Origin of the sequence: Sphingomonas sp., from assembly GCF_036731925.1 — a bacterium.
Lineage (GTDB): Bacteria > Pseudomonadota > Alphaproteobacteria > Sphingomonadales > Sphingomonadaceae > Sphingomonas.
On the sequence record NZ_DAINDJ010000001.1, the window covers coordinates 1,108,467 to 1,131,634 of the forward strand.

Annotated in this window: 20 protein-coding genes and 1 tRNA gene; 10 read left to right on the forward strand and 11 right to left on the reverse strand. The window is 66.9% G+C overall.

From position 1 onward, the window contains the following. Nucleotides 1–30 precede the first annotated feature (30 nt). On the reverse strand, nucleotides 31–492 hold the full coding sequence (locus V7E00_RS05500; RefSeq protein WP_333571657.1) for an Lrp/AsnC family transcriptional regulator: 462 nt from the start codon (nucleotides 490–492) through the stop codon (nucleotides 31–33). Between the two features lie 128 nt (nucleotides 493–620). On the opposite strand from V7E00_RS05500, the gene V7E00_RS05505 reads away from it, so the two are divergent. After that, the gene (locus tag V7E00_RS05505; protein WP_333571658.1) at nucleotides 621–1,682 is read left to right on the forward strand and encodes a Glu/Leu/Phe/Val family dehydrogenase; all 1,062 of its coding nucleotides are present in this window, start codon (nucleotides 621–623) and stop codon (nucleotides 1,680–1,682) included. A 3-nt stretch (nucleotides 1,683–1,685) separates the two neighbouring features. On the opposite strand, the gene V7E00_RS05510 is transcribed toward V7E00_RS05505, so the two are convergent. Next, nucleotides 1,686–2,798, reverse strand: a complete 1,113-nt coding sequence (locus V7E00_RS05510; protein ID WP_333571659.1) for a DUF3089 domain-containing protein — start codon at nucleotides 2,796–2,798, stop codon at nucleotides 1,686–1,688. 147 nt (nucleotides 2,799–2,945) lie between these two features. On the opposite strand from V7E00_RS05510, the gene gatC reads away from it, so the two are divergent. Together gatC and gatA are read left to right on the forward strand one after the other, a co-directional pair. Then, a complete protein-coding gene (gatC, locus tag V7E00_RS05515; RefSeq protein WP_333571660.1) occupies nucleotides 2,946–3,233 on the forward strand; it encodes an Asp-tRNA(Asn)/Glu-tRNA(Gln) amidotransferase subunit GatC in 288 nt (95 codons plus the stop codon). Next, nucleotides 3,230–4,711, forward strand: coding sequence for an Asp-tRNA(Asn)/Glu-tRNA(Gln) amidotransferase subunit GatA (gatA, locus tag V7E00_RS05520; RefSeq protein ID WP_333571661.1), 1,482 nt, complete (start codon nucleotides 3,230–3,232; stop codon nucleotides 4,709–4,711). Before gatC ends, gatA begins: the two co-directional genes overlap by 4 nt. 48 nt (nucleotides 4,712–4,759) lie before the next feature. On the opposite strand, the gene V7E00_RS05525 is transcribed toward gatA, so the two are convergent. Continuing rightward, the gene (locus V7E00_RS05525) at nucleotides 4,760–6,064 is read right to left on the reverse strand and encodes a hypothetical protein (protein WP_333571662.1); all 1,305 of its coding nucleotides are present in this window, start codon (nucleotides 6,062–6,064) and stop codon (nucleotides 4,760–4,762) included. A 121-nt stretch (nucleotides 6,065–6,185) separates the two neighbouring features. Further along, nucleotides 6,186–7,145, reverse strand: a complete 960-nt coding sequence (locus tag V7E00_RS05530) for a glycosyltransferase family 2 protein (RefSeq protein WP_333571663.1) — start codon at nucleotides 7,143–7,145, stop codon at nucleotides 6,186–6,188. A 229-nt stretch (nucleotides 7,146–7,374) separates the two neighbouring features. Here V7E00_RS05530 and gatB point away from each other — a divergent pair, with 229 nt between their 5' ends. Then, the gene (gatB, locus tag V7E00_RS05535; RefSeq protein WP_333571664.1) at nucleotides 7,375–8,886 is read left to right on the forward strand and encodes an Asp-tRNA(Asn)/Glu-tRNA(Gln) amidotransferase subunit GatB; all 1,512 of its coding nucleotides are present in this window, start codon (nucleotides 7,375–7,377) and stop codon (nucleotides 8,884–8,886) included. Between the two features lie 43 nt (nucleotides 8,887–8,929). On the opposite strand, the gene V7E00_RS05540 is transcribed toward gatB, so the two are convergent. Together V7E00_RS05540 and V7E00_RS05545 are read right to left on the reverse strand one after the other, a co-directional pair. Continuing rightward, nucleotides 8,930–9,586: a hypothetical protein gene (locus V7E00_RS05540; protein ID WP_333571665.1), complete on the reverse strand. Its 657-nt coding sequence runs from the start codon at nucleotides 9,584–9,586 to the stop codon at nucleotides 8,930–8,932. 63 nt (nucleotides 9,587–9,649) lie between these two features. Beyond that, nucleotides 9,650–10,285, reverse strand: coding sequence for a hypothetical protein (locus tag V7E00_RS05545; RefSeq protein ID WP_333571666.1), 636 nt, complete (start codon nucleotides 10,283–10,285; stop codon nucleotides 9,650–9,652). 166 nt (nucleotides 10,286–10,451) lie between these two features. Here V7E00_RS05545 and V7E00_RS05550 point away from each other — a divergent pair, with 166 nt between their 5' ends. Continuing rightward, on the forward strand, nucleotides 10,452–11,060 hold the full coding sequence (locus V7E00_RS05550; protein WP_333571667.1) for a peptidylprolyl isomerase: 609 nt from the start codon (nucleotides 10,452–10,454) through the stop codon (nucleotides 11,058–11,060). Nucleotides 11,061–11,066: 6 nt separating this feature from the next. Here the strand turns inward: V7E00_RS05550 and V7E00_RS05555 are convergent, their stop codons facing one another. From V7E00_RS05555 to V7E00_RS05565, 3 genes are all read right to left on the reverse strand, one after another. Further along, on the reverse strand, nucleotides 11,067–11,786 hold the full coding sequence (locus V7E00_RS05555) for a Crp/Fnr family transcriptional regulator (protein ID WP_333571668.1): 720 nt from the start codon (nucleotides 11,784–11,786) through the stop codon (nucleotides 11,067–11,069). An 81-nt stretch (nucleotides 11,787–11,867) separates the two neighbouring features. Continuing rightward, a complete protein-coding gene (locus tag V7E00_RS05560; RefSeq protein ID WP_333571669.1) occupies nucleotides 11,868–12,056 on the reverse strand; it encodes a hypothetical protein in 189 nt (62 codons plus the stop codon). Between the two features lie 16 nt (nucleotides 12,057–12,072). Continuing rightward, complete coding sequence (locus V7E00_RS05565; RefSeq protein WP_333571670.1) at nucleotides 12,073–12,255, reverse strand: hypothetical protein; 183 nt, start codon at nucleotides 12,253–12,255, stop codon at nucleotides 12,073–12,075. Between the two features lie 112 nt (nucleotides 12,256–12,367). Here V7E00_RS05565 and V7E00_RS05570 point away from each other — a divergent pair. Then, nucleotides 12,368–12,452: transfer RNA gene (locus V7E00_RS05570), tRNA-Leu, on the forward strand. 57 nt (nucleotides 12,453–12,509) lie between these two features. Next, nucleotides 12,510–14,117: a trigger factor gene (tig, locus tag V7E00_RS05575; protein WP_333571671.1), complete on the forward strand. Its 1,608-nt coding sequence runs from the start codon at nucleotides 12,510–12,512 to the stop codon at nucleotides 14,115–14,117. 188 nt (nucleotides 14,118–14,305) lie between these two features. Here tig and V7E00_RS05580 read toward each other — a convergent pair whose 3' ends face one another. Further along, the gene (locus tag V7E00_RS05580; RefSeq protein WP_333571672.1) at nucleotides 14,306–15,790 is read right to left on the reverse strand and encodes a glycoside hydrolase; all 1,485 of its coding nucleotides are present in this window, start codon (nucleotides 15,788–15,790) and stop codon (nucleotides 14,306–14,308) included. Then, nucleotides 15,787–17,160 (reverse strand): glycoside hydrolase family 27 protein, encoded by a 1,374-nt coding sequence (locus V7E00_RS05585; RefSeq protein ID WP_443019140.1) that lies wholly within the window; start codon nucleotides 17,158–17,160, stop codon nucleotides 15,787–15,789. Before V7E00_RS05585 ends, V7E00_RS05580 begins: the two co-directional genes overlap by 4 nt. A gap of 342 nt (nucleotides 17,161–17,502) precedes the next feature. Here V7E00_RS05585 and V7E00_RS05590 point away from each other — a divergent pair, with 342 nt between their 5' ends. The 3 genes from V7E00_RS05590 (at nucleotide 17,503) to V7E00_RS05600 (ending at nucleotide 23,144) form a co-directional block, all read left to right on the forward strand. Then, entirely contained in the window at nucleotides 17,503–20,754 is a 3,252-nt protein-coding gene (locus V7E00_RS05590; protein WP_333571673.1) for a glycoside hydrolase family 2 TIM barrel-domain containing protein, read from the forward strand. Then, nucleotides 20,754–22,304, forward strand: coding sequence for an alpha-N-arabinofuranosidase (locus tag V7E00_RS05595; RefSeq protein ID WP_333572381.1), 1,551 nt, complete (start codon nucleotides 20,754–20,756; stop codon nucleotides 22,302–22,304). The genes V7E00_RS05590 and V7E00_RS05595 overlap by 1 nt, the downstream gene beginning before the upstream one ends. Before the next feature lie 216 nt (nucleotides 22,305–22,520). Beyond that, on the forward strand, nucleotides 22,521–23,144 hold the full coding sequence (locus V7E00_RS05600; RefSeq protein WP_333571674.1) for a superoxide dismutase: 624 nt from the start codon (nucleotides 22,521–22,523) through the stop codon (nucleotides 23,142–23,144). The last annotated feature ends 24 nt before the right edge of the window (nucleotides 23,145–23,168 follow it).

Here is a 23,168-nt window from a genome sequence, read left to right on the forward strand (position 1 = left end):
TATACGCGGGTCCTGCGCGGTGCGCGAGGGTCAGATCGGCAATTCGGTGGTCGACTTGATCTCGGACAGCGCCACGATCGAATTGATTTCCTGGACCCCGGGCAATTTGCTGAGCTTGTCGAAGAAGAAGCGCTCATAGGCATCGATGTCCTCGGCGACGATCCGCAGCATGAAATCCATGGTGCCCATCAGCACATAGGCGTCGAGCACCTCGGGAAAGCCGCGGATGGCGGCGCTGAACTCGTCGAGATTGGCGCGGCCATGCGCGTTCAGCTTCACCTGGGCAAAGACATGGGCGTTGAGCCCCACCTTGCGCCGGTCGATCAATGCCACGCGCTTGCGGATCACACCCTCGCGCTCCAGCCGGTCCACCCGGCGCCAGCAGGGCGAAGGCGACAGGCCGATCCGCTCCGCGAGTTCGGCGGTGGTCAGGCTGGCGTCGCGCTGCAGTTCGTGGAGAATCTTGCGCTCATATGGGTCGAGATCGGTCATCTTGACCGCGCATATGTCAAAGCCGGGATGAATTCACCTGCAATCGCATGTGCGGCTCCCGATTCAGGCAAGCATCACCCGTGCGCCCCTGTCAGATTGATCCCCATCAAAATCAGGGAGTGTTCGAGATGGTGCTGCAAGTGGAGGGCAATAGCCTGGTCGACGAAGTCGTCGTGCTGAAGGACGCGGCAGCGGGGCTGGACGGCGTGATCGCGATCCATTCCACGGTGCTCGGGCCCGGCGCCGGCGGTTGCCGCTTCTGGCAATATGCCGATGGCGAGGCCGCCTTCGCCGACGCGGTGCGGCTGGCCGAGGGCATGAGCTACAAGAACGCGATGGCCGGGCTGCCGCTGGGCGGCGCCAAGGCGGTGCTGCGGCGGCCGCAGGGCGATTTCGACCGGACGGCGCTGTTCCGCGCCTTCGGCCGGGCGGTCGCGCGGCTGGACGGGCGCTATGTGACCGCCGAGGATGTCGGCACCAGTGTCGCCGACATGGAAGTCGTGGCGGGCGAGACGCGCCACGTCGCCGGCCTCACCCAGCGCGCCGGGCGGCCGGGCGGGGACCCGTCGCCGCACACCGCGCTCGGCGTGTTCGTGGCGATGGAGCATGCCGCCCGCCGTCGGCTGGGGCGCACGCTCGGCGAATGCACCGTCGCCATCCAGGGTGTCGGCCATGTCGGCGAGGCATTGGCGCATCTGCTGCACGGGGCGGGGGCGCGGCTGATCGTCGCCGATGTCGATTCGAGCCGGGTCGCGCGGGTGGCGGTGGAGACCGGCGCGGAAGTCGCGTCGACGGCGCACATCCTGTCGGCACCGGCAGACATCTTCGCCCCCTGCGCGCTGGGCGGCGTGTTCCATGCCGACACGGTGGAGGTGCTGCGCGCCGCGCTCGTCTGCGGTGCGGCCAACAACCAGCTGGCGACTCCGGCCGATGGCGAGCGGCTGGCGCGGCGCGGCATCCTCTATGCGCCGGACTATGTCGTGAACGCCGGCGGGATCATCAATGTCGCGGGCGAGTATCTCGGCTGGGCGCCGGAAGACGTGGCGCTTCGGGTGGAAGCAACGGGCAAGCGCCTCGCCGCCGTGCTCGACCATGCCGAAGCGCAGGGCGTGCCGCCGCATGTCGCCGCCGACAGCCTGGCGCGGGCGGCGATCGCCGCGGGCCGGGTGCGCGCGCCGGTTCCCGCCTGAGGTTCAGCCCGGGCGCCGCTCGAACGTTGCGAGGCGGCGCCCCGCATCCGCACGGACATTGGCCCAGAACAGGCTGTAGTCGAACACGTGGTAATTGTTCCCCGGCAGCACATATTGGCCGAACTCCGGCGGGGCGGAGCCGATCGTGAGAATGCCGCGTCCGGTGCAGCGTGCCGGCACGCGGCCGGGCGCGAGATGGGCGGACTGCAGATTCGCGTCCGGGATCAGCGCGCCAAGGTTGGCGCTCGCCGGGGCCGAATCGTTCGGCTTGCCGGTGATCGGGTTGGTGCAGAGCATTTTCGTGCCGGCGCGCGGCTGCCCGGTGAAGCCGGTGGTCGCATCGAAGGTGTCGAGGATCAGCGCCGGATCGGCAGGCTCGGCGAAGCTCTGCCAGGACAGGATGCAGCCGGCCTCGTCCGGCCCCGTGCAGCCGGGCAGCCCCATCCTGGGCAGGTCCGCGGTGAGGGATACCGGCCAGCCGACCACATAAGCCGCGACCACGCGGGCGGCCACGGGCGTGCCCGCGACTCGCTCGGCCAGCAGCCGGGAGAGATGCAGCGCGCCCTGGCTGTGCCCGGCGAGGATGATCGGCCGGTCACCTGCCTCCTGCAGGAACGCCTCGAAGGCGGCTGCGACGTCGCGATAGGCGAGATCCAGTGCCTTCTGCGCCTGCGCCTTGCTGGTCAGGAACGCGCCGAAGGTCGCCTGGCGGTAGCGCGGCGCCCAGATCGCGGCGCTGGCGTTGAACGCGCTGGCCTGGCCGCGCAGGAACAGCTCCGCCCGGGCATTGGCGTCGGGGTTGTCCAGCGGCGCGTTCCACTGCTTGGTGTCGAGGAACGAGGTGGGATGGATGAAGAAGAGCGCGGCGCGGGGTGCGGCCGCTGCCGTCTGCCCGGCCGGTGTCCACAGCGCCGGATTGCCCGGCTTGTCCGGTCGCGCGAGCCACATTTCCGCCCTGGCGTAATCGCGCGGTGAGACGGGCGGCAGATCGGTGGCCTCCCCAGCGGGCACCATGAACTGGCGCATCAGCTGGATGCCGTAGAGCCGATAGGCGAACAGGGATGCAACGCCCAGCATGATCAGGATCGCAACCGCATAAAGAAACTTTCGGGCCAATCGGCCTCTCCATTGTGCAATGCAGCATGAACGGGCGGCGACGCAATCGCGTTCCGGCCAGTGTTGCGTGCGAAGGATGCAACCGCAAGTGCCGATGCACGATGCGGGCGCTTGAAGGGGCGGGGCTCCGCTGTTAGGCGCAGAACCATGTCCGTAGACACCGCAACCGTGAAGAAAGTGGCGAACCTGGCGCGCATCGCGATCAGTGACGCCGACGCCGAGCGCCTCGCGCCCGAACTCAACAACATCCTGGGCTGGATCGAACAGCTCGGCGAAGTCGACACGCACGATGTCGCGCCGATGACTGCCGTGATGCCCAACGCGCTGCGCCTGCGGCCAGACGTGATCACGGATGGCAACCAGCGCGACGCGGTGCTGGCGAATGCGCCGCAGGGCGAACATGGCTTCTTTACGGTTCCGAAGGTGGTGGAATGAGCACGCTGACCGATCTGGGCGTCGCCGCCATCCGCAACGGCGTGCGCGACGGCGAATTTTCCGCCCGCGAAGTGGCAGAGGCGTTCAACACCGCCGTGGCCGGTGCCGACGCGCTCAATGCCTTCATCGTCAAGACCCCCGAGCATGCCCTCGCCGCCGCCGACGCTGCCGACAAGGCACGCGCCGCGGGCGAGACGCTCAAGCCGCTGGCCGGCGTGCCGATCGGCATGAAGGACCTGTTCGCCACCAAGGGCGTGCAGACCACGGCTGCCAGCCATATGCTGGAAGGCTTCAAGCCGGAGTATGAGTCCACCGTCTCGCACAAGCTGTGGGAAGCCGGCGCGGGCATGCTCGGCAAGCTCAATCTCGACCAGTTCGCGATGGGCTCGTCGAACGAGACCAGCTATTTCGGCAACGTGATCTCGCCCTGGCGGCGCGGGGAGAGCGACACCACGCCGCTCGCGCCGGGCGGCTCCTCGGGCGGCAGTTCGGCAGCGATCGCCGCGCGGCTCTGCCCGGCGGCGACCGGCACCGACACCGGCGGCTCGATCCGCCAGCCGGCGGCGTTCACCGGCATTTCCGGTATCAAGCCGACCTATGGCCGCTGCTCGCGCTGGGGCGTGGTGGCGTTCGCCTCGTCGCTCGATCAGGCGGGGCCGATGGCGCGCGACGTGCGCGACTGTGCAATCCTGCTCGAGGCGATGACGGGTTTCGACCCGAAGGATTCGACCTCGCTCGACATGCCGGTCCCGCAGTGGGAGGCGGGCCTTTCCGCCGATCTGCGCGGCAAGCGCGTCGGCATTCCTGCCGAGTACCGGATGGACGGCACGCCCGCCGCGATCGAGGCGCTGTGGCAGCAGGGCATCGCGTGGCTGAAGGATGCGGGGGCCGAGATCGTCGAGGTGAGCCTGCCGCACACCAAATATGCGCTGCCGGCCTATTACATCATCGCGCCGGCCGAAGCCTCCTCGAACCTCGCCCGCTATGACGGCGTGCGCTACGGCCTGCGCGAGCTGGCCGAGGGCCAGAACCTGCAGGACATGTACGCCGCCACCCGCGCTGCCGGTTTCGGCGACGAGGTGAAGCGCCGCATCCTGATCGGCACCTATGTGCTCTCGGCAGGCTTTTACGACGCCTATTACACCCAGGCGCAGAAGGTGCGCGCGCTCATCGCCCGCGACTTCGACAATGCCTGGAGCCAGTGCGACCTGCTGCTCACGCCCACCGCGCCGAGCGCGGCGTTCGGGCTGGGCGAGAAGGTCGATCCGCTGGCGATGTACCTGAACGACGTGTTCACCGTGCCGGCGAGCCTTGCCGGCGTGCCGGCGATGAGCGTGCCGGGCGGGCTGGATTCCGCGGGGCTGCCGCTGGGCCTGCAGATCATCGGCAAGCCGTTCGACGAGCAGGGCGTGCTCAACGCCGGCCTTGCGATCGAGCAGCGCGCCGGGTTCACGGCGCGCCCCAAGGCCTGGTGGTAAGCAGAGGATCGAGGGGCGGTGGTTCGGCCACCGCCCCTTGGCTGGCTTTCAGCTCAGCGCAGAACGATCGGGGCGCAGCCTGCGGAGCAGGCGATAGGCGAAATCCGCGCCGAGGAAGAGCAGCGGCAGCAGCACGATATAGCGATAGCGTGGAACTGGCTGGGTGATGATGTACGGAAGTACCGGCACCACCGCCAGGGTGGCCAGATAGAGCATCCGCGTCCGCCATGCGAACAGCGCTGCAAAGGCGCCGATCAACCCGAGGGCGCTTATCGTCCATAGCAAGGGCTGGCGCACCAGGACGCTCTTGCTGATCTGGCCAGTGTAGATGTTCCACTGCCAGCGCGGCGGGAAGTAATATTGCGCGGCATGGCGAACGCACAATTGTGCAAAATCGCCGGGATGCGCGTGGATCCAGGCTTTTGCCTCTTCGCCCATCGCCTGCGCGTACGGGATCTCGCCGCCCATTGCCTGCATCCGATCGAACGCCGCCTGGTTTTCGAGCGGGTGAATGGTTTGCAGGCGCTCGACGAACGCTTCCCGCTGACCAGGGTGCATGGCCGCTGGATGGTTGCCGACTGCCAGCTCCAGCCCGAAATTCCCGCGTAGCGGCATGATGCGACCAAAGACTTCGTAGTTGCGGATCGTCCAAGGTGTGAGCACCGCCGCCAGGACGGCAACCACGATGGCGCCGTGTCCGATCCAGGTGCGCGGATGCGCTCTGCGCAACAGCAACAGGCCAACGACGCCATAGGCTGCCAGGCCCAGCGCCGGATTGATGAAGAAGAGGAAGGCTGCGGTCAGCGACAGGACGAGGATGTGGCTGTAGCGAAGCGCTGCAGCCTTATCCGCGCGCAAGGCCAGCAGGAGAACGGTTGCGCCGAGCAGACTGGCCAAGCCGCCTTCCCAAACCCTGAACGAGATTGTCTCCAGATCGGGCGATATGGGCAGCAGCGCGAAGATGGCCAGCGCTCCCAATCGTGCGGGGCGAGGGATGCCGGCAACGCCGGCCGCGCGGCAAAACACCGCGCCCGCGGCCAGCACGGTCGAAATGGAGAGCAGCGCCAGAATCCATTCGGACAACGCGCTCTGAACGCCGAACACGCGATAAACAGAGCCGGCGAGCGATGGGAGTACCGGGTTCACGTGCGCGGTCAGGCCGCTACCGCGCGCGAAAACATCTGCGATGCTTCCGTCGCGCGCTACGGACAGGGCAACGTTCTCGGCCTCTCCCAGCGCGTGTTGCACGCCCTGCAGCGCCAGGAAAATGACGCGCTCGACAAATCCTATCAGCAGGATCACTGCCGGGAGAACGCGCGGGGATCGAAAATCGACCAGCGATGGCAGTTTCAAGCTGTTCTTCCCCTTTGCCGGCGCTCCTTGTCCGAAGTGCCACTTCACCTATTTGCGAGGACGTCGCTTGTCGTGACCCGGATTTGCGGCGGACGAAGTGCGGCCGTGCCGCGGCGCCCTCTCAGGCGCGCGGTGCAGGCACCCCGAGATAGGCCAGGCGGCGCACCTCGCGCCGGCCCCGGACCACCGTGTCGAGGATCAGCCCCGTGAAGATGTTCAGGAGGCCCACGATCGCCAGGCCGGTGACCAGAACCGCCGTGGGCAGGCGTGGCACCAGCCCGGTCTGGGCGTAGGTGATGGCAAGGGGGATCGCCAGCACCAGCGCCAGCAGCATCGCGATGCCGCCAAGGATGCCGAAAAACAGCACCGGCCGCTCGATGCGGAACAGGTTGACGATCGTCCGCAGGATCCGCCAGCCGTCGCGGTAGGTGGAGAGCTTCGAGGTCGAGCCCTCCGGCCGGGCGGCATAATGGGTCATGATTTCGGATACCGGCATGCGCAGTTCGAGCGCGTGGATGCTGATCTCCGTCTCGATCTCGAAACCGGCCGACAGCACCGGGAAGCTCTTCACGAAGCGTCGCGAGAAGACCCGGTAGCCCGAGAGGATGTCGGTGAAGCTGCGGCCGAACAGCTGCGCCAGCATGCCGGTGAGCATCGCGTTGCCGAACCGGTGTCCGCGGCGATAGGCAAGCTCGACTTCGGACTTGCGCGCGCCGACCACCATGTCCAGCTGCTCTTCGATCAGGCGTTCCACCAGCTGCGGCGCCGCGTCCGCATCATAGGTCAGGTCGCCGTCGGACAGGACATAAACATCCGCCTCGACGTCCGCGAACATGCGGCGGACGACATTGCCCTTGCCTTGCATGCGTTCGGTGCGCACCACGGCCCCGGCTTCGGCCGCGACTTCGCAGGTCCGGTCGCGGCTGTTGTTGTCGTATACGTAAACCGTCGCTTCGGGCAGTGCCGCGCGGAACGCGGCGACAGTCCTGCCAATCGCGACTTCTTCATTGTAACAAGGAAGCAACACGGCGATCTTCAGCCCAGCGAAACGTCCGGCGCCGATGGTGTCTTGCGGCGACATGTTGCTACCCCCGATATTCAGTATGCCAGAATCTGTATATTCTCGGTCGGGGTAGTGGATCGTGCTTCGTTGTGCAATGCCGAACAAACTCCCGCGCGGCACTGTTCGTCCCGCCCTTGCACCGTCGCCGAATGCCACCTTGGCCGCGGCGTAATTGCCCGCTGGACCTGAACGCCGCGACGCGCGATAGGCGGGACCACGCATATTCCCATTACCTTGTGAAGAGCACATGGCGACCAAGACTGCATCGAGCTACCGAATCCAGGGCGACACCGGCGAATGGGAGGTCGTGATCGGCCTCGAAGTCCATGCGCAGATCACGTCGCAGGCCAAGCTGTTCTCCGGCGCGGCCACGGCATTCGGGGCCGAGCCGAACAGCCAGGTCAGCCTTGTCGACGCCGCGATGCCCGGCATGCTGCCGGTGCTCAATGGCGAGTGCATCCGCCAGGCGGTGCGCAGCGGCATGGCGATCGGCGCCGTGATCAACAAATGGTCGCGCTTCGACCGCAAGAACTATTTCTACGCCGACAACCCCCAGGGCTATCAGATCAGCCAGCTCTACCACCCGCTGGTGGGCGAGGGGCAGATCACGATCAGCCTGGACGAGAAGGATCCCGAGGCCGAGGTGAAGGCGATCGGCGTCGAGCGCATCCATGTCGAGCAGGACGCCGGCAAGCTGATGCACGACCAGCACCCGACCCGTTCCTATGTCGACCTCAACCGCGCGGGCGTCGCGCTGATGGAGATCGTGTCGAAGCCCGACATGACCTCGCCGGCCGAGGCCGGGGCCTATCTCGCCAAGCTGCGGTCGATCCTGCGCTATGTCGGCAGCTGCGACGGCAACATGGACCAGGGCTCGATGCGCGCCGACGTGAACGTCAGCGTCCGCAAGCCGGGCGACCCGCTGGGCACGCGGACGGAGACCAAGAACGTCAACTCGGTTCGCTTCGTGATGCAGGCGATCGAATATGAGGCGCGCCGCCAGGTCGAGGTGCTGGAGAGCGGTGGCCGTGTCGTCCAGGAAACGCGCCTGTTCGATCCGGACAAGGGCGAGACCCGGTCGATGCGCTCGAAGGAAGATGCGCAGGATTACCGCTATTTCCCCGATCCCGACCTGCTGCCGCTGGAGCTGGATGACGCCTTTCTCGAGGAATGCCGCGCCAGCCTGCCCGAGCTGCCTGACGCCAAGCGCCGCCGCTACGAGGAATCGCTGGGCCTGACCGCCTATAACGCCGCGGTGCTCACGGCCGAGGCGGAGACGGCGCGCTGGTTCGAGGCGCTGCTCGCCGAGAGCGCGCGGATCCAGAAGAAGGGCGAGCAGGAAGTCGCGCGCGCGGCGGCCAACTGGCTGCTGTCGGACCTGTACGGCGCGCTCAACCGCCTCGGCAAGGGAATCGACGAGAGCCCGGTCAGCCCCGAACAGGGTGCCGAGCTGCTCGCGCTGGTGGCCGACGGGACGATCTCCAACACGCTGGGCAAGCAGGTGTTCGAGATCATGCTCGAGACTGGCGATGCGCCGGGCAAGATCGTCGAAGAGCGCGGCATGAAGCAGACCAGCGACACCGGCGCGATCGAAGCCGTGATCGCCGAGATCCTGGCCAAGAACCCGAATCAGCTGGAACAGTATCGCGCCGGCAAGGAGGCGCTGTTCGGCTTCTTCGTCGGCCAGACGATGAAGGCGATGGCCGGCAAGGCCAACCCCGCCGTCGTCAACGAGCTGCTGAAGAAGGCGCTGGCCTGAGGGGAGGGGGCCCGGCGGCTTCGGCCGCCGGGACCCGCCCGACTTACTTCGCGGCGACCTTGCCGCGAGCGGCTACCGCCTTGCGCTCGTTGTTGGCGAATTCCTCGAAGTTCTTCTTGAATACGACGCCCAGCTCGTCGAGCGCGGCGATCGCATCCTCGCCTTCCTTGGGCGGGAACAGCTTGAGGCCGTTGCCGCCCCACGCCTTGTATTCGAAATCGATCTTGTCGTCGTTGCCGAAGTCGCGGACCATGAACAGCGTCCGGAGCGAGCGGCCGTAGATCGCCGCCTTCTGATAGAACACGTCCGCGACGATCAGCTCCGCATAGCAAGCAGCCTTCGAATCGGAGCGGCGCGTCTTCACCTTGTTCATGCTGTGGCGCTCGAGCGGCTGCTCATGGCGTATGATCTGCGTGTCGGCGGGCAGCGACAGCAGCGTCTTCAGATCCAGCGCCTGCAGCGAATCCAGCTGGGTGGGGCTGTCCAGCGCGCTTGCCAGCTGGGCCTTGTTGCGGGCGTCCTTCGCGCCGTGAAGCGCCGCATCGAGGAGGCCGCCGCCCAGAAGCCCGCTGGTCATCGAAACCATGCGCTCCGCGGGCCACACGTGCAGTTCGCACGGTGCCGTCTGTGCCGCGGCGGTGCCCGTGCCGATCCACAGGCTGGCTGCCACCGCGGCGGCCAGCATTCCCTTCTTCGACATGTTTGTCTTCCCCTGTTGGTACGCGTTCAAATGCGGATTCCGCCGGCGCTCAGAACCTGGTGTTCAGCGTTTGGTGCGCGGCGGCTTGTTCACCGCCTCGGCGAACTGGATGAGGCTGGTTCGAAAGGCCTGGACGACCTCGGCAATGCCCTTGCCGGGGTCTTCCGCCGGCTTGGGGGGGAACGCCGTCAGCTTGACCAATGTCCAGCTGCCGAAGGCGCGGGTCGGCGCCGGATCGGTGCCGAACGTGCGGAAACGGAACGATCCGCGCAGGCCGTTGCCGCCGCTGATCGTGTTCTGGTTCAGGATCAGATCGTCAACGATCAGTTCGGCATAGCAGGGTGCGGTGCTTTCCGCGATGCGGCCGCGCGTCGTGCGGATCGTGCGGCTGTCGAGCGGCTGAGGGTGCAGCGTTACGCGATAGCCCGGCAGTTTCAGCAGCTCGGGCAACCCGGCTTCGGACAGCAGCTCGGCCTGGCGCTCGGCAGACAGCGGATTGTCCGGTGCTGCAGGATACCCGTCGCGCCCCTTGGTGCTGCCGTCGATGATGCCGCCGTGCCCGAAGCCGAGATACAGGTTCATCGGTGCCGTCGCCGGCCACACATGGAGTTCGCATGCCCCGTCGGCCTGCGCGTGCGCCTGTGCCGAAAACACCAGCGCTCCGGCAGCCGCCAGACGCAGGAAACGCGGTCCGATCACGTGAATTTCCCCTCCCGCGCGGTCCCCCGACCGCTGTCCTGACCCTAGGCTGATTTCCGAGGCGAAACAATAGCACCGCAAGCCTGCTGCCAATGGTTGCTTGCCAAGAGGATCGCGGCTTCGCATCTTCCGCCGGAAGAAGCGGAGACAGGCGATGGTGGCGAGAATGTTGGCTTGGGTGATGATGCTGGCGCTGTCACTGCCCGCTGCGGCGCAGACCGCATCCGCGCCCGCTTCACCCGCCGCCAATCCGCGCGTTGCGATCGAGACGAGTGTCGGCCGGATGGTGGTGGAGGTGTATCTCGACAAGGCGCCGGTCTCCGCGCGCAATTTCCTGCGCTATGTCGATGCACGGCGGCTGGACCAGGTGGTGTTCTACCGCACGGTGAAGCCGGCGGACCATTTCGGCTTTGTCCAGTTCGGCGTGCAGAACGCGCCGGCCAGGATGTTCCCGCCGATCAAGCATGAGGCGACGAGCGAGACCGGCATCAAGCATCTGGACGGCACGCTCTCGCTCCCGCGACTTGCGCCGGGGACTGCGCGCGGCGAATTCACCATCATGGTGGGCGATCAGCCGTCCTTCGATGCCGATCCGAGCAAGCCCGGGGACAATCTGGGCTATGCCGCGTTCGGCCGCGTGGTCGAGGGGGAGGAGGTGCTGCTCAAGATCTTCGATGCGCCGACGTCGCCGACCAAGACGCTGATGGGAAGCTTCAAGGGCGAAGTGCCCGAGGTGCCGGTGAAGATTGTCTCCGCCCGCCGGATCGCCGGCTAGGCGGGCTCAGAGCGGGCGCGGCTCGAGGTAGAGATACCCCGGATCGAACTCGGCGAGGCGCTTGAGGCCGCTCAGATCCTGGAAAGACACCCTGCCGTTCCGGAACTCCACCAGCCCACGTTCGCGCAACTCGCGCAGGACGCGGTTCACATGCACCGGCGTCAGCCCCAGGCACTCGGCAAGCTCGGCCTGGCTGATCGCCAGCTTGTAGCCCTGTTCATCCGCCAGCCCCACGGCGCCAAGCCGGACATGCAGTTCGCAGAACACGTGCGCGGCGCGCTGGATCGCAGAGCGCCGGCCGAGCGACACTTCCCATTCGCGGTGGATCGCCGCGTCGACATTGGTGGAGAACCACATCACCCGGGTGAGATGGGCATGCTTCTCGGTGATCTCGCGCAGCCGCACATGCGCGGCGCGCGCAACGGTGCAGGGCGTCAGCGCCAGGAGTGAGTGGTCGAGCCGTTTGAGGGTGAAGCCGTGCAGATCCGCGAAGTCGCCCGCGACATGGACATGAGTGATCTGGCGCTGGCCGTTCTTGAGATCCTTGTAGCGGCCGATCAGCCCGTCGAGCAGCAAGGTGGAATAGTTGAGCTCCTCGCCGGCGCGGACGATCGTCCGGCCGGCCGGGTGGCTTACCGTGTCCACGATCGTCTCCCGCAGCGCAGCCTCTTCCGCTGGGTCGATCGTGTCGCGAAGCCGTAGTTTCAGCAGGTGGCGTTCGATCATTGCGGGTTATGGCTCCAGCCAAAGGCAGCGGCTCTACCACCATCGGGGGAAGCCGCTGCCATCGCAGGTTAGGGGTGGGGACTATTGCTGGTTGAGGTCCTGATTCTTGACGACGCCGTCGGCACCATTCTCGCCGCCGGCGCCCAGCGGCACCGCGCGCTTGAGCGGCGTGCCTTCCTCGGCGGCAGCATCGGCTGCGTCGGAGCGGGCCTCCACTGCCTGCTGGATGTCAGGGCGGGGATCGTCACGGTCGTTGGTCAGATCGGGCATGGTATGTCCTTCAGGTTCAGGCGACCGGCTGGCCGGGGGTGATGCCTGGATCGATGCTCGGCGTCGTCTCAGGCGCGGGTACGTCGATGTCTGGGCCGGGAGGATTGATCTCCGGCGGCGGCCCGCCCGGCTGGCCGGGATCGGGCGCGGGCAGTTCGGACGGCGGCGTGGCAGGCTGGATAGGCGGCTCTACCGGCATGGGGCATCTCCTGTTCGTTTCAGCCCCAACGCGTCGCGATGGCCAATCGTTGCTTCGTACTTGCCCCCAACCCCATGACTGCTATAGAGCCCGCCGACCGGCGGTGTCCCCTGCGGGCGTGGCGGAACTGGTAGACGCGCTGGATTTAGGTTCCAGTATCGAAAGATGTGGGGGTTCGACTCCCTTCGCCCGCACCAGTCCTCGCGGCTGATGTGTGGTACACCGCAATTCCGATTCTTTTAGAAAGCGTGAGAATGCAGACTGTCGAGACGTTGAACGAGGGCCTGAAGCGCGCCTTCACGCTGAAGATCACCGCCCAGGACATCGACTCGAAGGTCGATGCCGAGGTCAAGCGGGTCGCTCCGCAGATTCGCATGCCTGGCTTCCGCCCCGGCAAGGTGCCGATCAACCTGGTCCGCAAGATGCACGGCGAGGCGCTGACCCAGGATGCGCTCAACAGCTCGATCCAGGAAGGCATCCAGCAGCTGATCGCCGATCACAAGCTGCGCCCGGCGATGCAGCCTTCGGTCAGCCTCGAGGGCGAATATGCGCCCGGCGGCGACGCGGAAGTGAAGGTCGAGCTGGAAGTGCTCCCCGACGTTCCGACGCCGTCGATCGAGGGCCTGAAGCTCGAGCGCCTGACCGTGCCGGTGCAGGATTCGGAAGTGCAGGAGCAGCTCCAGCAGCTCGCCAACCAGCAGAAGCGCTTCGACGACGCGGCCGAGGGCCACGCGGCGACCACGGGTGACCAGGTCGTCATGGACTTCGTCGGCAAGGTCGACGGCGTCGCTTTTGACGGCGGCACCGGCGAAGGCATGGCCGTCGAGCTCGGCTCGGGCCGCCTGATCCCGGGCTTCGAGGAGCAGCTCGAAGGCGTGAAGGTCGGCGACGAGAAGCAGCTCAACGTCACCTTCCCGGACGATTACGGCGCCAAGGATCTGGCCGGCAAGGCCGCGACCTTCGACGTCAAGATCACCGCAGTGCAGACCGCCGGCGAGACCAAGATCGACGACGACATGGCGAAGGCGTTCGGCCTCCAAGACCTGGAGCAGCTGACCGGCCTGCTGAAGGGCCAGATCGAGCAGCAGCTCAACGGCCTGACCCGCACCCACATGAAGCGCAAGCTGCTCGACCAGCTCGCCGCCGGCCACGACTTCCCGGTCCCGCCGTCGATGGTGGAAGCCGAGTTCGACCAGATCTGGCACCAGCTCGTCCACGAGACCGAGCATGAGGAAGATCCGGCCGCGGCCCTGGCCGAGCTCGAAGGCGAGCGCGACGAATATCGTGCGATCGCCGAGCGCCGCGTGCGCCTGGGCCTGCTGCTCAGCGAGATCGGCACCGCCAACGGCGTCGAAGTCACCGCGCAGGAAATGAACCGCCTGATCGCGCAGGCTGCGCAGCAGTATGGCCCGCAGGATCGCCAGCGCTTCATCCAGTATGTCCAGCAGGAGCCGATGGCGGCTGCCCAGCTGCGCGCGCCGCTGTTCGAGGACAAGGTTGTCGACTTCCTGTTCGACAAGGCCGAGATCACCGACCGCGAAGTGACCAAGGAAGAGCTGGAAGCCGCGATCGAGAGCGAAGACGGCTTCTCGTCGGGCACCCACGTCCACGATCATGACAACCACAAGCCGAAGAAGAAGGCCGCCAAGAAGGCCGACGCTTCGGACGAGGCCGGTGAGGAAAAGGCTGCCAAGAAGCCGGCTGCGAAGAAGGCCAAGGCCGAGGAGGCTCCGGCCGCCGAGGGCGACGCCGAGCCGGTGAAGAAGGCGGCCAAGAAGGCTGCGAAGGCCGAAGGCGAGGGCGAGGAAGCCGCGCCGAAGCCGAAGAAGGCAGCGGCCAAGAAGAAGGCCGACGCCGAGTGATCCCAAAGGGGCCGGAACGAAAGTTCCGGCCCTTTTTCTTTCTACCCAAATCCTCCCCTGAAAGGGGGGGGCGAAGCGCGGCGGAAGGGGGTAGACGGCGGTGTGTCGGATGCCTGCCCAGGGGGACACCCCTCCACCACCGCCTTCGGCGGCGGTTCCCCTCCTTCTCCGGGGGAGGATCTCTTGGTTCAGCGCAGCGCCACTACCAGCGTGGTGATCGATCTGGGCTCGGCGAGCGGCACGGCCGACACACTGGTTGCCGCATGCGTGGCGTCGGTGACGATCCGCTCGACCAGCCGCGCGCCCGGCACTCCGATGCCCAGCCGCCGCGGCACCACGCCCCCATTGACGTGCACCAGCACCAGCCGCCGGCCGTCCGGCGATATCGCGCCGACCGTATCGGCATCGCCCACCGGCACCAATCGATAGCCCGGCCGGACATAGCGGCTGAACTGCGCCATCGCCCAATATTTGCGGGTGACGTGGATCGGATGTTCGGCGGCGGCGGCAGGCGTGTAGGCCATCTTGATCAGGCCCCAGTTGCTGCCGCCGCCGGTGCTGTCCCCCTTGCCGTCGCCCCGGCGCTCCACTGCCTGCCAGAACACCCACGCGACGGGCTCCAGCCGCTTGAGATCGTAGACGACATGCTCGGCGAAGGCGAGCGGCGTGGCGATGCCGTCGAAATGCTCCGGGTCCTTGTCGAGCGGCGTGTCGTCTTCGCTCATCCACAGGCGGATGCCGTGGGCGCGGGCGATGTCGCGCACCGCCGTCTGGTGGACGGTGCCATAGCTATGGACGTTCAGCTGGCCGATCCGCGCCCGCGTGGCGGCCGGGTAGCCCTGCCAGTCGCGCACGAAGAGGTGCGCAGCGGTTTCGTCCGGCGCGGCGATCACCGTTTGCAGGCCATGCGCCTTGAGCGCGCGATCGGCCGCATCGATCATCATCGCCTGGCGCGCCGGGCTCCAGTGCGCACCTTCCTGCGTATTGGCGGCGAACCAATAGGGGGTGTTCGGTTCGTTGACCGGGGAGAGCGTGCGGAAGGTAATGCCGTGCGCCTTCTGCAGCCGCTCCACCACCGTCGCCAGATATTCGGCGAAGCGTGCTTCCTGGTCGGGGCGGAGATTGTCGTCGGTGCCCTTCTCGGCGCCGGAGACGCGGCCGCTGACGGTCATGAACCAGGGCGGCGAGTTGGAGAAGGCCTCGAAGATCGGCGCCTGCACCCGGCGCTTGATCGCATCCAGCCACCAGCGCTGGTTGGCGTCGGCGGACCAGTCCCACATCGCCGGATCGGCCGGGTTCCACCAATCGGCGCCGGCAGCACCCGTCGGGCGGCGCCAGAAGCCGGGCACGTCGGCGCCGGGGCGGAGATAGGGTTTGGTCTCGGGCGCGTCGCCGCCGCCGATATTGTAGCGCGCGATCGTCCAGCCGAGCCCGTCCGGCCCGTAGAACAGGTCGGCGAGCTTCTCGCGCACCGGATCGGGGTAGCCGCCGGTCACGTGCGCGAACCAGGCGAGCGCCGTGCCCCAGCCCTCGAAGGGCGGGCCGGCATGGTGCAGGTCCGGGCGCAGCGTTAGCGTGACCGCCGGCTCGGCTGCGCGGGGTGCGGCGCTGGTCTGGGCAAGCGCGGCGGGGGAGGCTGCCAGCAGCAGCGACACAGCGAGCGCGCGGATCATGCCGCCGTCACCCGGTAGAGGCCAGCGCCGTGGCGCGGCAGCGTGCGGGCGAGGCGGAGCGGGCTCGTACCTTCGGCCTTGGCCTCCCACAGGTTGCGCACCTGCACCGTTCCCGACAGGCCTAGCAGCCGCAGGTCGAACGCCGCTTCGCCCGGCTTCTCGCCGGTGTTGAACAGCGCGACATAGTGGCCGCCTTGCCCCGCGCGCGCCGTCCAGACCCGGCGATCGTCGGCAACGAACCAGGGCCGGTTGTCGCTGCTCGCCTGGTTGACCGCCAGCACCTCGCGATTGGTGAGCAGTGCCCGGGTGGGGGCATCCAGGTGGCGCAGGTCGCCGCCCATGATCAGCGGCGAGCGGGCGATCGACCACAGGGTCATCAGCGTGCGCTGCTCGTCGGGGGTGAACCTGGTGTCGCGCTGGCCGAGCGCGAGGCGGCCGAGCGGCAGCATGTCGGCATCGGGCCAGGCACCGGGTCGCACGTGCGGGCTCCAATTCTCCAGCCGGGTGAACTGCGCCTCCAGCATCTTCCAGTCGTCCCAGAAGTCGTCGGAGATGCGCCACATCTGGGCATGGCGCGCTACGTGTTCGGCCCGCGGGACCGGGGTCTCGCCCGGCGACAGGCTGAGCAGGATCGGTCGACCGCTCGCCTGGATCGCCTTCGCGGCGGCCTCGATCTCCGGCGCATGCGCGTCATAGGGGCGGCTCATGTCGTCCATCTTGACGAAGTCGACGCCCCACGACGCGAGCAGCGCGAAGACGCTGTCATAATAGGCCTGGGCGCCCGGCTTGCGCATGTCGACGCCGAACATGTCCGGGTTCCACGGGCAGATGCTCGACGTGTCGGCGATATCGGCGGCGCGGATGCCGCTGGTGCCGAGCACCGGCAGGTTGCGCGCCACCGCCAGCCGGGGAATGCCGCGCATCAGATGCACGCCGAACCGCAAGCCGAGCGCATGCACCTTGGCGGCGATCGGCGCGAAACCCTTGCCGTTCGCGGCGGAGGGAAAACGGTTCGGCGCGGGAAGCAGGCGGCCATGGCCGTCCAGCATGGGCACCGGCTTGGCGTTATAGGTGTAGCTGCTGGCTTCCGGCTCATACCATTGGATATCGATGGTGAAGATGTCGTAGCCGAACGGCAGCAGCTCGCGCGCCTGGATGGCCGCGGTCTCCAGCGCCTGCGTTTCGGTGATGGTGGTGGCAAAGCTGTTCCAGCTGTTCCACCCCATTGGCGGCGTGGGAGCGAGGGGCGCCGCTCGCGCCGGCCGCGCCGTGGCGGTCCGGGTGGTTGCTGCAACGCCGCCGAGCGCGGCGGCTCCCTGCAGCACTGCGCGGCGGCCGATTCCCGCGCCGTCGTTCCGGAAATCAGGCATCTCTCTCTCCCCTGGAATATTGTCAGACTAGAAACGGCAAGGAGAGGGGTCAATGATGCGCGTGTCTGCCGTATATCGCTCGGGACTGATCCGAAGATCCTCCTTTTCTGGCGCGACGCGAATACACGTTGTTCGTGCGAACATACCGAGCAGTCACAAAAAATTACGATCGCTCAAGCGCGGAAGCGGCTTGCCTCCACGCCGCCGGCCGGTATGTTTGTCTGACAAAACTACAGCGCCCGGAGGGGGAGGGGAAATGCTGGCGACGCGCGTTCCGCAACCGTTGTGCGATCGTGGCTTTTCAAGCCGCAAGTTGCAAGCCGCTGCCCCGCGGTGCTGCTAGTGAGCAAGATCGGCTTGCTGGCCGCTGTAGCGACCATCGCGCTCGCTTCCGGCATGGCCCTGGCACAGGATGGGCCGAAGATCGGCGATGCGCCGCAGGTCCAGCCGGTGCAGGTCGATCCGCGCCGCCCCGATTGGGAGAACCCGGCGGTGTTCGCGCGCGGCAAGATGCCCGCCAGTGCAACCCATTTCGCCTATGAAAGCCGCGCCGCCGCGCTCGCCGGCGATCCCGCCAGGTCCAATCGCTACCTGTTGCTTGACGGCCAGTGGCTGTTCCACTTCTCCCCCTCTTCGGACTCGGTGCCGGACGGTTTCGAGAAGCCGGACTATGACGTCGCCACATGGAAGCGCATCAAGGTTCCCGCCGACTGGCAGGCGGAAGGCTTCGATCAGGCGCGCTACAACAACATCACCTATCCGTTTCCGGCCAACCGCCCGCTGATCCCCCACGCCACCAACCCGGTAGGATCCTACCGGCGCGACGTGCAGTTGCCGGCGACCTGGTCCGGGCAGGACGTGATCCTGCACATCGGCGCCGCCGGCTCGGCGGTTCGCGTATGGGTGAACGGTGTCGAAGCCGGTTATTCAGAGGATTCCAAGCTGCCCTCCGCGTTCGACGTGACCAGGCTGGTCCATGCCGGGCGCAACACGATCGCCATCCAGATCCATCGCTGGTCGGACGGTTCCTATCTCGAGGACCAGGACTTCTGGCGCGTCTCCGGGATCGAGCGCTCGATCTACCTGGCGGCCGTGCCGAAGGCCCGCGTGGCAGACCTGTTCGTCCATGCAGGGCTTGATGCTGCCTACAGGGACGGCAAGCTCGCGACCGAGCTGACGCTGACCGATCGCAGCGCGCCGCTCACCGCGCGGATGACGCTGCTCGACGGCGACAAGCCGGTGCTGGTGCGCGAGACGGCGGTTGCCGCCGGTCCGGCGCAGAAGGTGACGCTCGCCGCCGACGTACCGGGCGTGCGGCCCTGGACCGCGGAGACGCCCCAACTCTACACGCTGCTGGTCGAGCTGATCGATGCCGAGGGAAAGCTGGTCCAGGCGACGCCGCAGCGGATCGGCTTCCGCACCGTCGAGATCAGGAACGGCCTCGTCAGCGTCAACGGCAAGCCGATCACGATCCGCGGCGTCAATCGCCACGAGCATGATCCCGAGACCTTTCATGTCGTCAGCCGCGCGTCGATGGAGCACGACATCCAGCTGATGAAGCGGGCGAACATCAACGCGATCCGTACCTCGCACTATCCGAACGACCCCTATCTGTACGAACTCGCCGATCGCTACGGCCTCTATGTGATGGACGAGGCGAACATCGAGAGCCATGCGTACATGGACTATGCCAACAAGCATGGCGAACGGCGCGCCGAGCTGCAGATCGGCTTCGATCCGGCGTGGAAGGACGCGCATGTCAGCCGCGTCGTCAACATGGTCCAGCGGGACAAGAATCACCCCTCGGTGATCTTCTGGTCGCTGGGCAACGAGGCGGGGATCGGCCCGAACTTCGAGGCGGCGGCGGCGGCGGCCAAGGCGGTCGATCCGGGCCGGCTCGTCTCCTATCTCGGCTGGGGCACCTGGGACGGGATCCAGGACCACCGGCCGAACTATTATGCCGACATCTACGCGCCGATGTACGATCCGGCGGTGAAGCTGGAGGATTACGCCACCAACTGGAACTTCAAGCAGCCGGTGATCCAGTGCGAATATGCCCATATGATGGGCAATTCGGGCGGCAACCTGAAGGAATATTGGGACACGATCTACGCCCATCCGGACAAGCTGCAGGGCGGCTTCGCCTGGGACTGGGTCGACCAGTCGATGTATCGCTACACCAAGGACGGCAAGCGCTATTGGGGCGACGGCGGCGAATACGGCCCGAACCCGGGCGGCGACATCGAGTTCGGCGACGGTCTGCTCCAGTCGGACCGCACCCCAAATCCGCAGCTCTACGAGCTCCGCAAGGTCTATGCGCCGATCCAGTTCGACGGCTTCGATGCCGCGGGCGGCACGGTGACGGTGCGCAACCGCCACGACTTCCGCGACCTGTCCGGCTTCACCTTCGAGTGGGAAGTGCAGGAGAATGGCGTCGCGGTGGCGAACGGCACGCTGCCGACGCCGGACGTGACGGCGCACGGCGCAGGCACGATCGCGCTGACGCTGGCGGGCATCGCTCGCAAGCCGGGTGCCGAGTATTTCGTGACGATCCGCGCCCGCGCCAAGGCCGATGCGGTGCCGCTGGTGCCCGGCGGAACGGTGATCGGCTGGGAGCAGTTCGCGCTCGATCCGGCTTATCGTGCGGTCGAGGTCGCGGCGCCCAAGGGCCGGGTGGCGACGCAGGATGGGCAGGGGGCAGTCACGCTCTCGGCCGGCGGCGCGACGCTGGTAGTGAACCGCTCGACCGGCCTGGTCGATCGCTATGCCTCCCGGGGGAAGACGCTGCTCAGCGGCGGCGCCCCGCATTTCTGGCGCGCGGTGACCGACAACGACATCGGCATCGGTACCAACAAGCAGCTCGCCGCCTGGAAGCAGATGAGCGAGACTCGTACGGTCGACGCGGTGCAGGTGCAGGATCTGGGTGCGGACGGCGCCGAGGTGCGCGTCGCCTACACCATGGGTGCGGGCGCGGTGCGCTTCACGAGCGTGTACCGCATGGCGGCGGACGGATCGGTCACCGTCGACGGCCGGTTCGAGCCGGTCTCGGGTCCGCTGCCGCCGCCGTTCCGCATCGGCCTGGCCTTCACCACGCCGGGCAGCTTCAAGACGGTCGAGTGGTATGGTCGCGGCCCGCACGAAAGCTATGTCGACCGCAAGACCTCGGCGCCGATCGGCCTGTGGCGCGGCGCCCTTGCCGAGCAGAACCACGATTACATCCGCCCGCAGGAGACCGGCAACAAGGTCGATGTCCGCTGGATGGAACTCGGCGGCGCCGGCGCCGGCTTGCGGGTGCAGGGCGACGCGCCGCTGATGATGAACGCGCTCGCCTTCCCCTATGCCGACCTGGATCGGCACGCGCCCGGCAGCTGGAAGAGCAGCGACGTGGTGCCCAAGGCTCAGGGCACGCTGCTGATCGATGCCGCGCAATGGGGCGTCGGCGGCGACACCCAGTGGAGCGAGTTCGGCAAGCCGCTCAAGAAGTATCGCACCCAGCTGGTGCCTACCGCGATCCATTTCCGCCTCACGCCCTTCACGGGGCAGGGCACTACCCCAGCAAAGGCGCGCCCGGCGCGCGCGACGGAGAAAGAATGATGCGAAGCCTCATCAGTGCAATTGCGCTCATCGCGGCCATGCCGGCGGTGCCGGCCCTGGCGCAGAACGCGGGCGATGCCGTGACGGTGCACGGCGACAAGCCAGGCCCCAAATATGATCGCCGCCTGTTCGGCCAGTTCGCCGAGCATCTCGGCACCGGCATCTATGGCGGCCTGTATGTCGGCGCCGACAGCAAGATCCCGAACGTGAAGGGCTTTCGCCGCGACGTGATCGATGCGCTGAAGGCCATCAAGGTGCCGGTGATCCGCTGGCCGGGCGGCTGCTTCGCCGACGAATATCACTGGCGGGAAGGCATCGGGCCGAAGTCCAAGCGGCTGGTGAAGGTCAATACCAATTGGGGCGGCGTGACCGAGGACAATGCGGTCGGCACCAACGAGTTCATGGACTTCACCGAAGTGGTCGGCGCAGAAGCCTATGTCTCGGGCAATGTCGGCTCCGCCGCGCCGAGCGAGATGGCCGAGTGGGTCGAGTACATGACCTCGCCCACCAACTCGACCATCGCGAACCAGCGCCGCGCGAACGGCCGCGACAAGCCATGGAAGCTGCCGATGTTCGGCATCGGCAACGAGCTGTGGGGCTGCGGCGGCAACATGCATCCGGAATATGCCGCCGACGTGACGCGCCGCTACGCCACCTTCGTCAAGGTGCCGGAGGGGCAGAACCTGATGAAGGTCGCCAGCGGCGCCAACTCGTTCGACTATACCTGGACGGACGTGATGATGCGCAAGGCCGGCAACGTGATCGACGGCATCGGCGTCCACTACTACACGGTGCCCGGGCCCTGGGAAAAGAAGGGGCCGGCCCTCGGTTTCAACGAGGAAAGCTGGGCGCGCACGCTCTCCAAGACGCTCAAGATGGAAGAGCTGCTGACCGAGCACGGGAAGATCATGGACAAATATGATCCCAAGAAGCGCGTCGCGCTGCTCGTCGATGAATGGGGCACCTGGTATGATGTCGAGCCGGGCACCAACCCGGGCTTCCTCTACCAGCAGAACAGCCTGCGCGACGCGATGGTCGCCGCGCTGAACTTCAACATCTTCGCGCGCCACGCCGATCGCGTGCGCGGCGCCAACATCGCCCAGATGGTCAACGTGCTGCAGGCGATGCTGCTGACCGACGGCGCCAAGATGGTGAAGACGCCGACCTATTGGGTGTTCGACCTGTACAAGGACTATATGGACGGCACCGTTCTGCCGGTCGACGTGCAGTCCCGCTGGTACAACAAGGACCAGTGGACCATGCAGGCGGTGAGCGCCAGCGCGGTGCGGGGTACGGACGGCGTGGTCCATGTCGGCCTCGTCAATGTCGATCCGAACCAGCCGGCAAGCGTGAGCGTGAAGCTGGACGGCGTGACCGGCACGCAGGTTACCGGCCGTCTCCTCACCGGCGCGGCGATGGACACGCACAACGACTTCCAGGCACCGGACGCGGTTCGTCCGGCGGCGTTCACCGGCGCCACCCTTTCGGGCGGCACGCTGACCGTGCAGGTGCCGGCGAAGGCGATCGTGATGCTGGACATCAAGGGCTGAGGGGCGCGGGGCGGGGGCGGGCATGCTCGCCGCCGCCCGGCCTGTCGGCCCGCCCTCGCTGCCGCATCGCTGCATTGGCCGAGGTGCGCGACAGAGTGCGTCCGCGCCCGGCTGATCGCCCGTGTCGATCAGGGGTGAAACAAAAAATGTTGCGGCGCGAGCCTGTCCCGTGCGTTAGGCGAGCGCACAAGCTTTCCAATGCCAGAGGAGCATGACATGGCCTTCGAACTTCCCGAACTGCCGTACGCCAAGGACGCGCTCGCGCCGCACATGTCGGCGGAGACCTTCGACTTTCACCATGGCAAGCACCACAAGGCCTATGTCGACAACTGCAACAAGCTGGTCGCCGACATCCCCGAGCTCCAGGGCGCGAAGCTGACCGAGGTCATCGCCTACGCCAAGGAGAAGGGCAACAAGGGCCTGTTCAACAACAGCTCGCAGATCTGGAACCACAGCTTCTTCTGGCAGTGCCTGACGCCGAACTACGCGGCGCCCACGGGCAAGCTGGCCGAGATGATCACCCGCGATTTCGGCAGCCACGAGGCCCTGCTCGAGAAGCTGAAGGCGGAGTCGGTCGGCCACTTCGCCAGCGGCTGGGGCTGGCTGGTGCTCGACGGCGACACGCTGAAGGTCACCTCGTTCCACGACGGCGACTCGCCCGTCGCACACGGCGTGACCCCGCTGTTCACGATCGACGTGTGGGAACACGCCTATTACATCGACTATCGCAATGCGCGCCCGTCGTTCGTCGACACCATCCTGTCCAAGCTGGTGAACTGGGATTTCGTTGCCCAGAACCTCGACGGCCAGGGCGCGTCGCGCGCCGACCAGCAGGGCTGAAGCCCTTCGGGTCCCTCCGCCCGA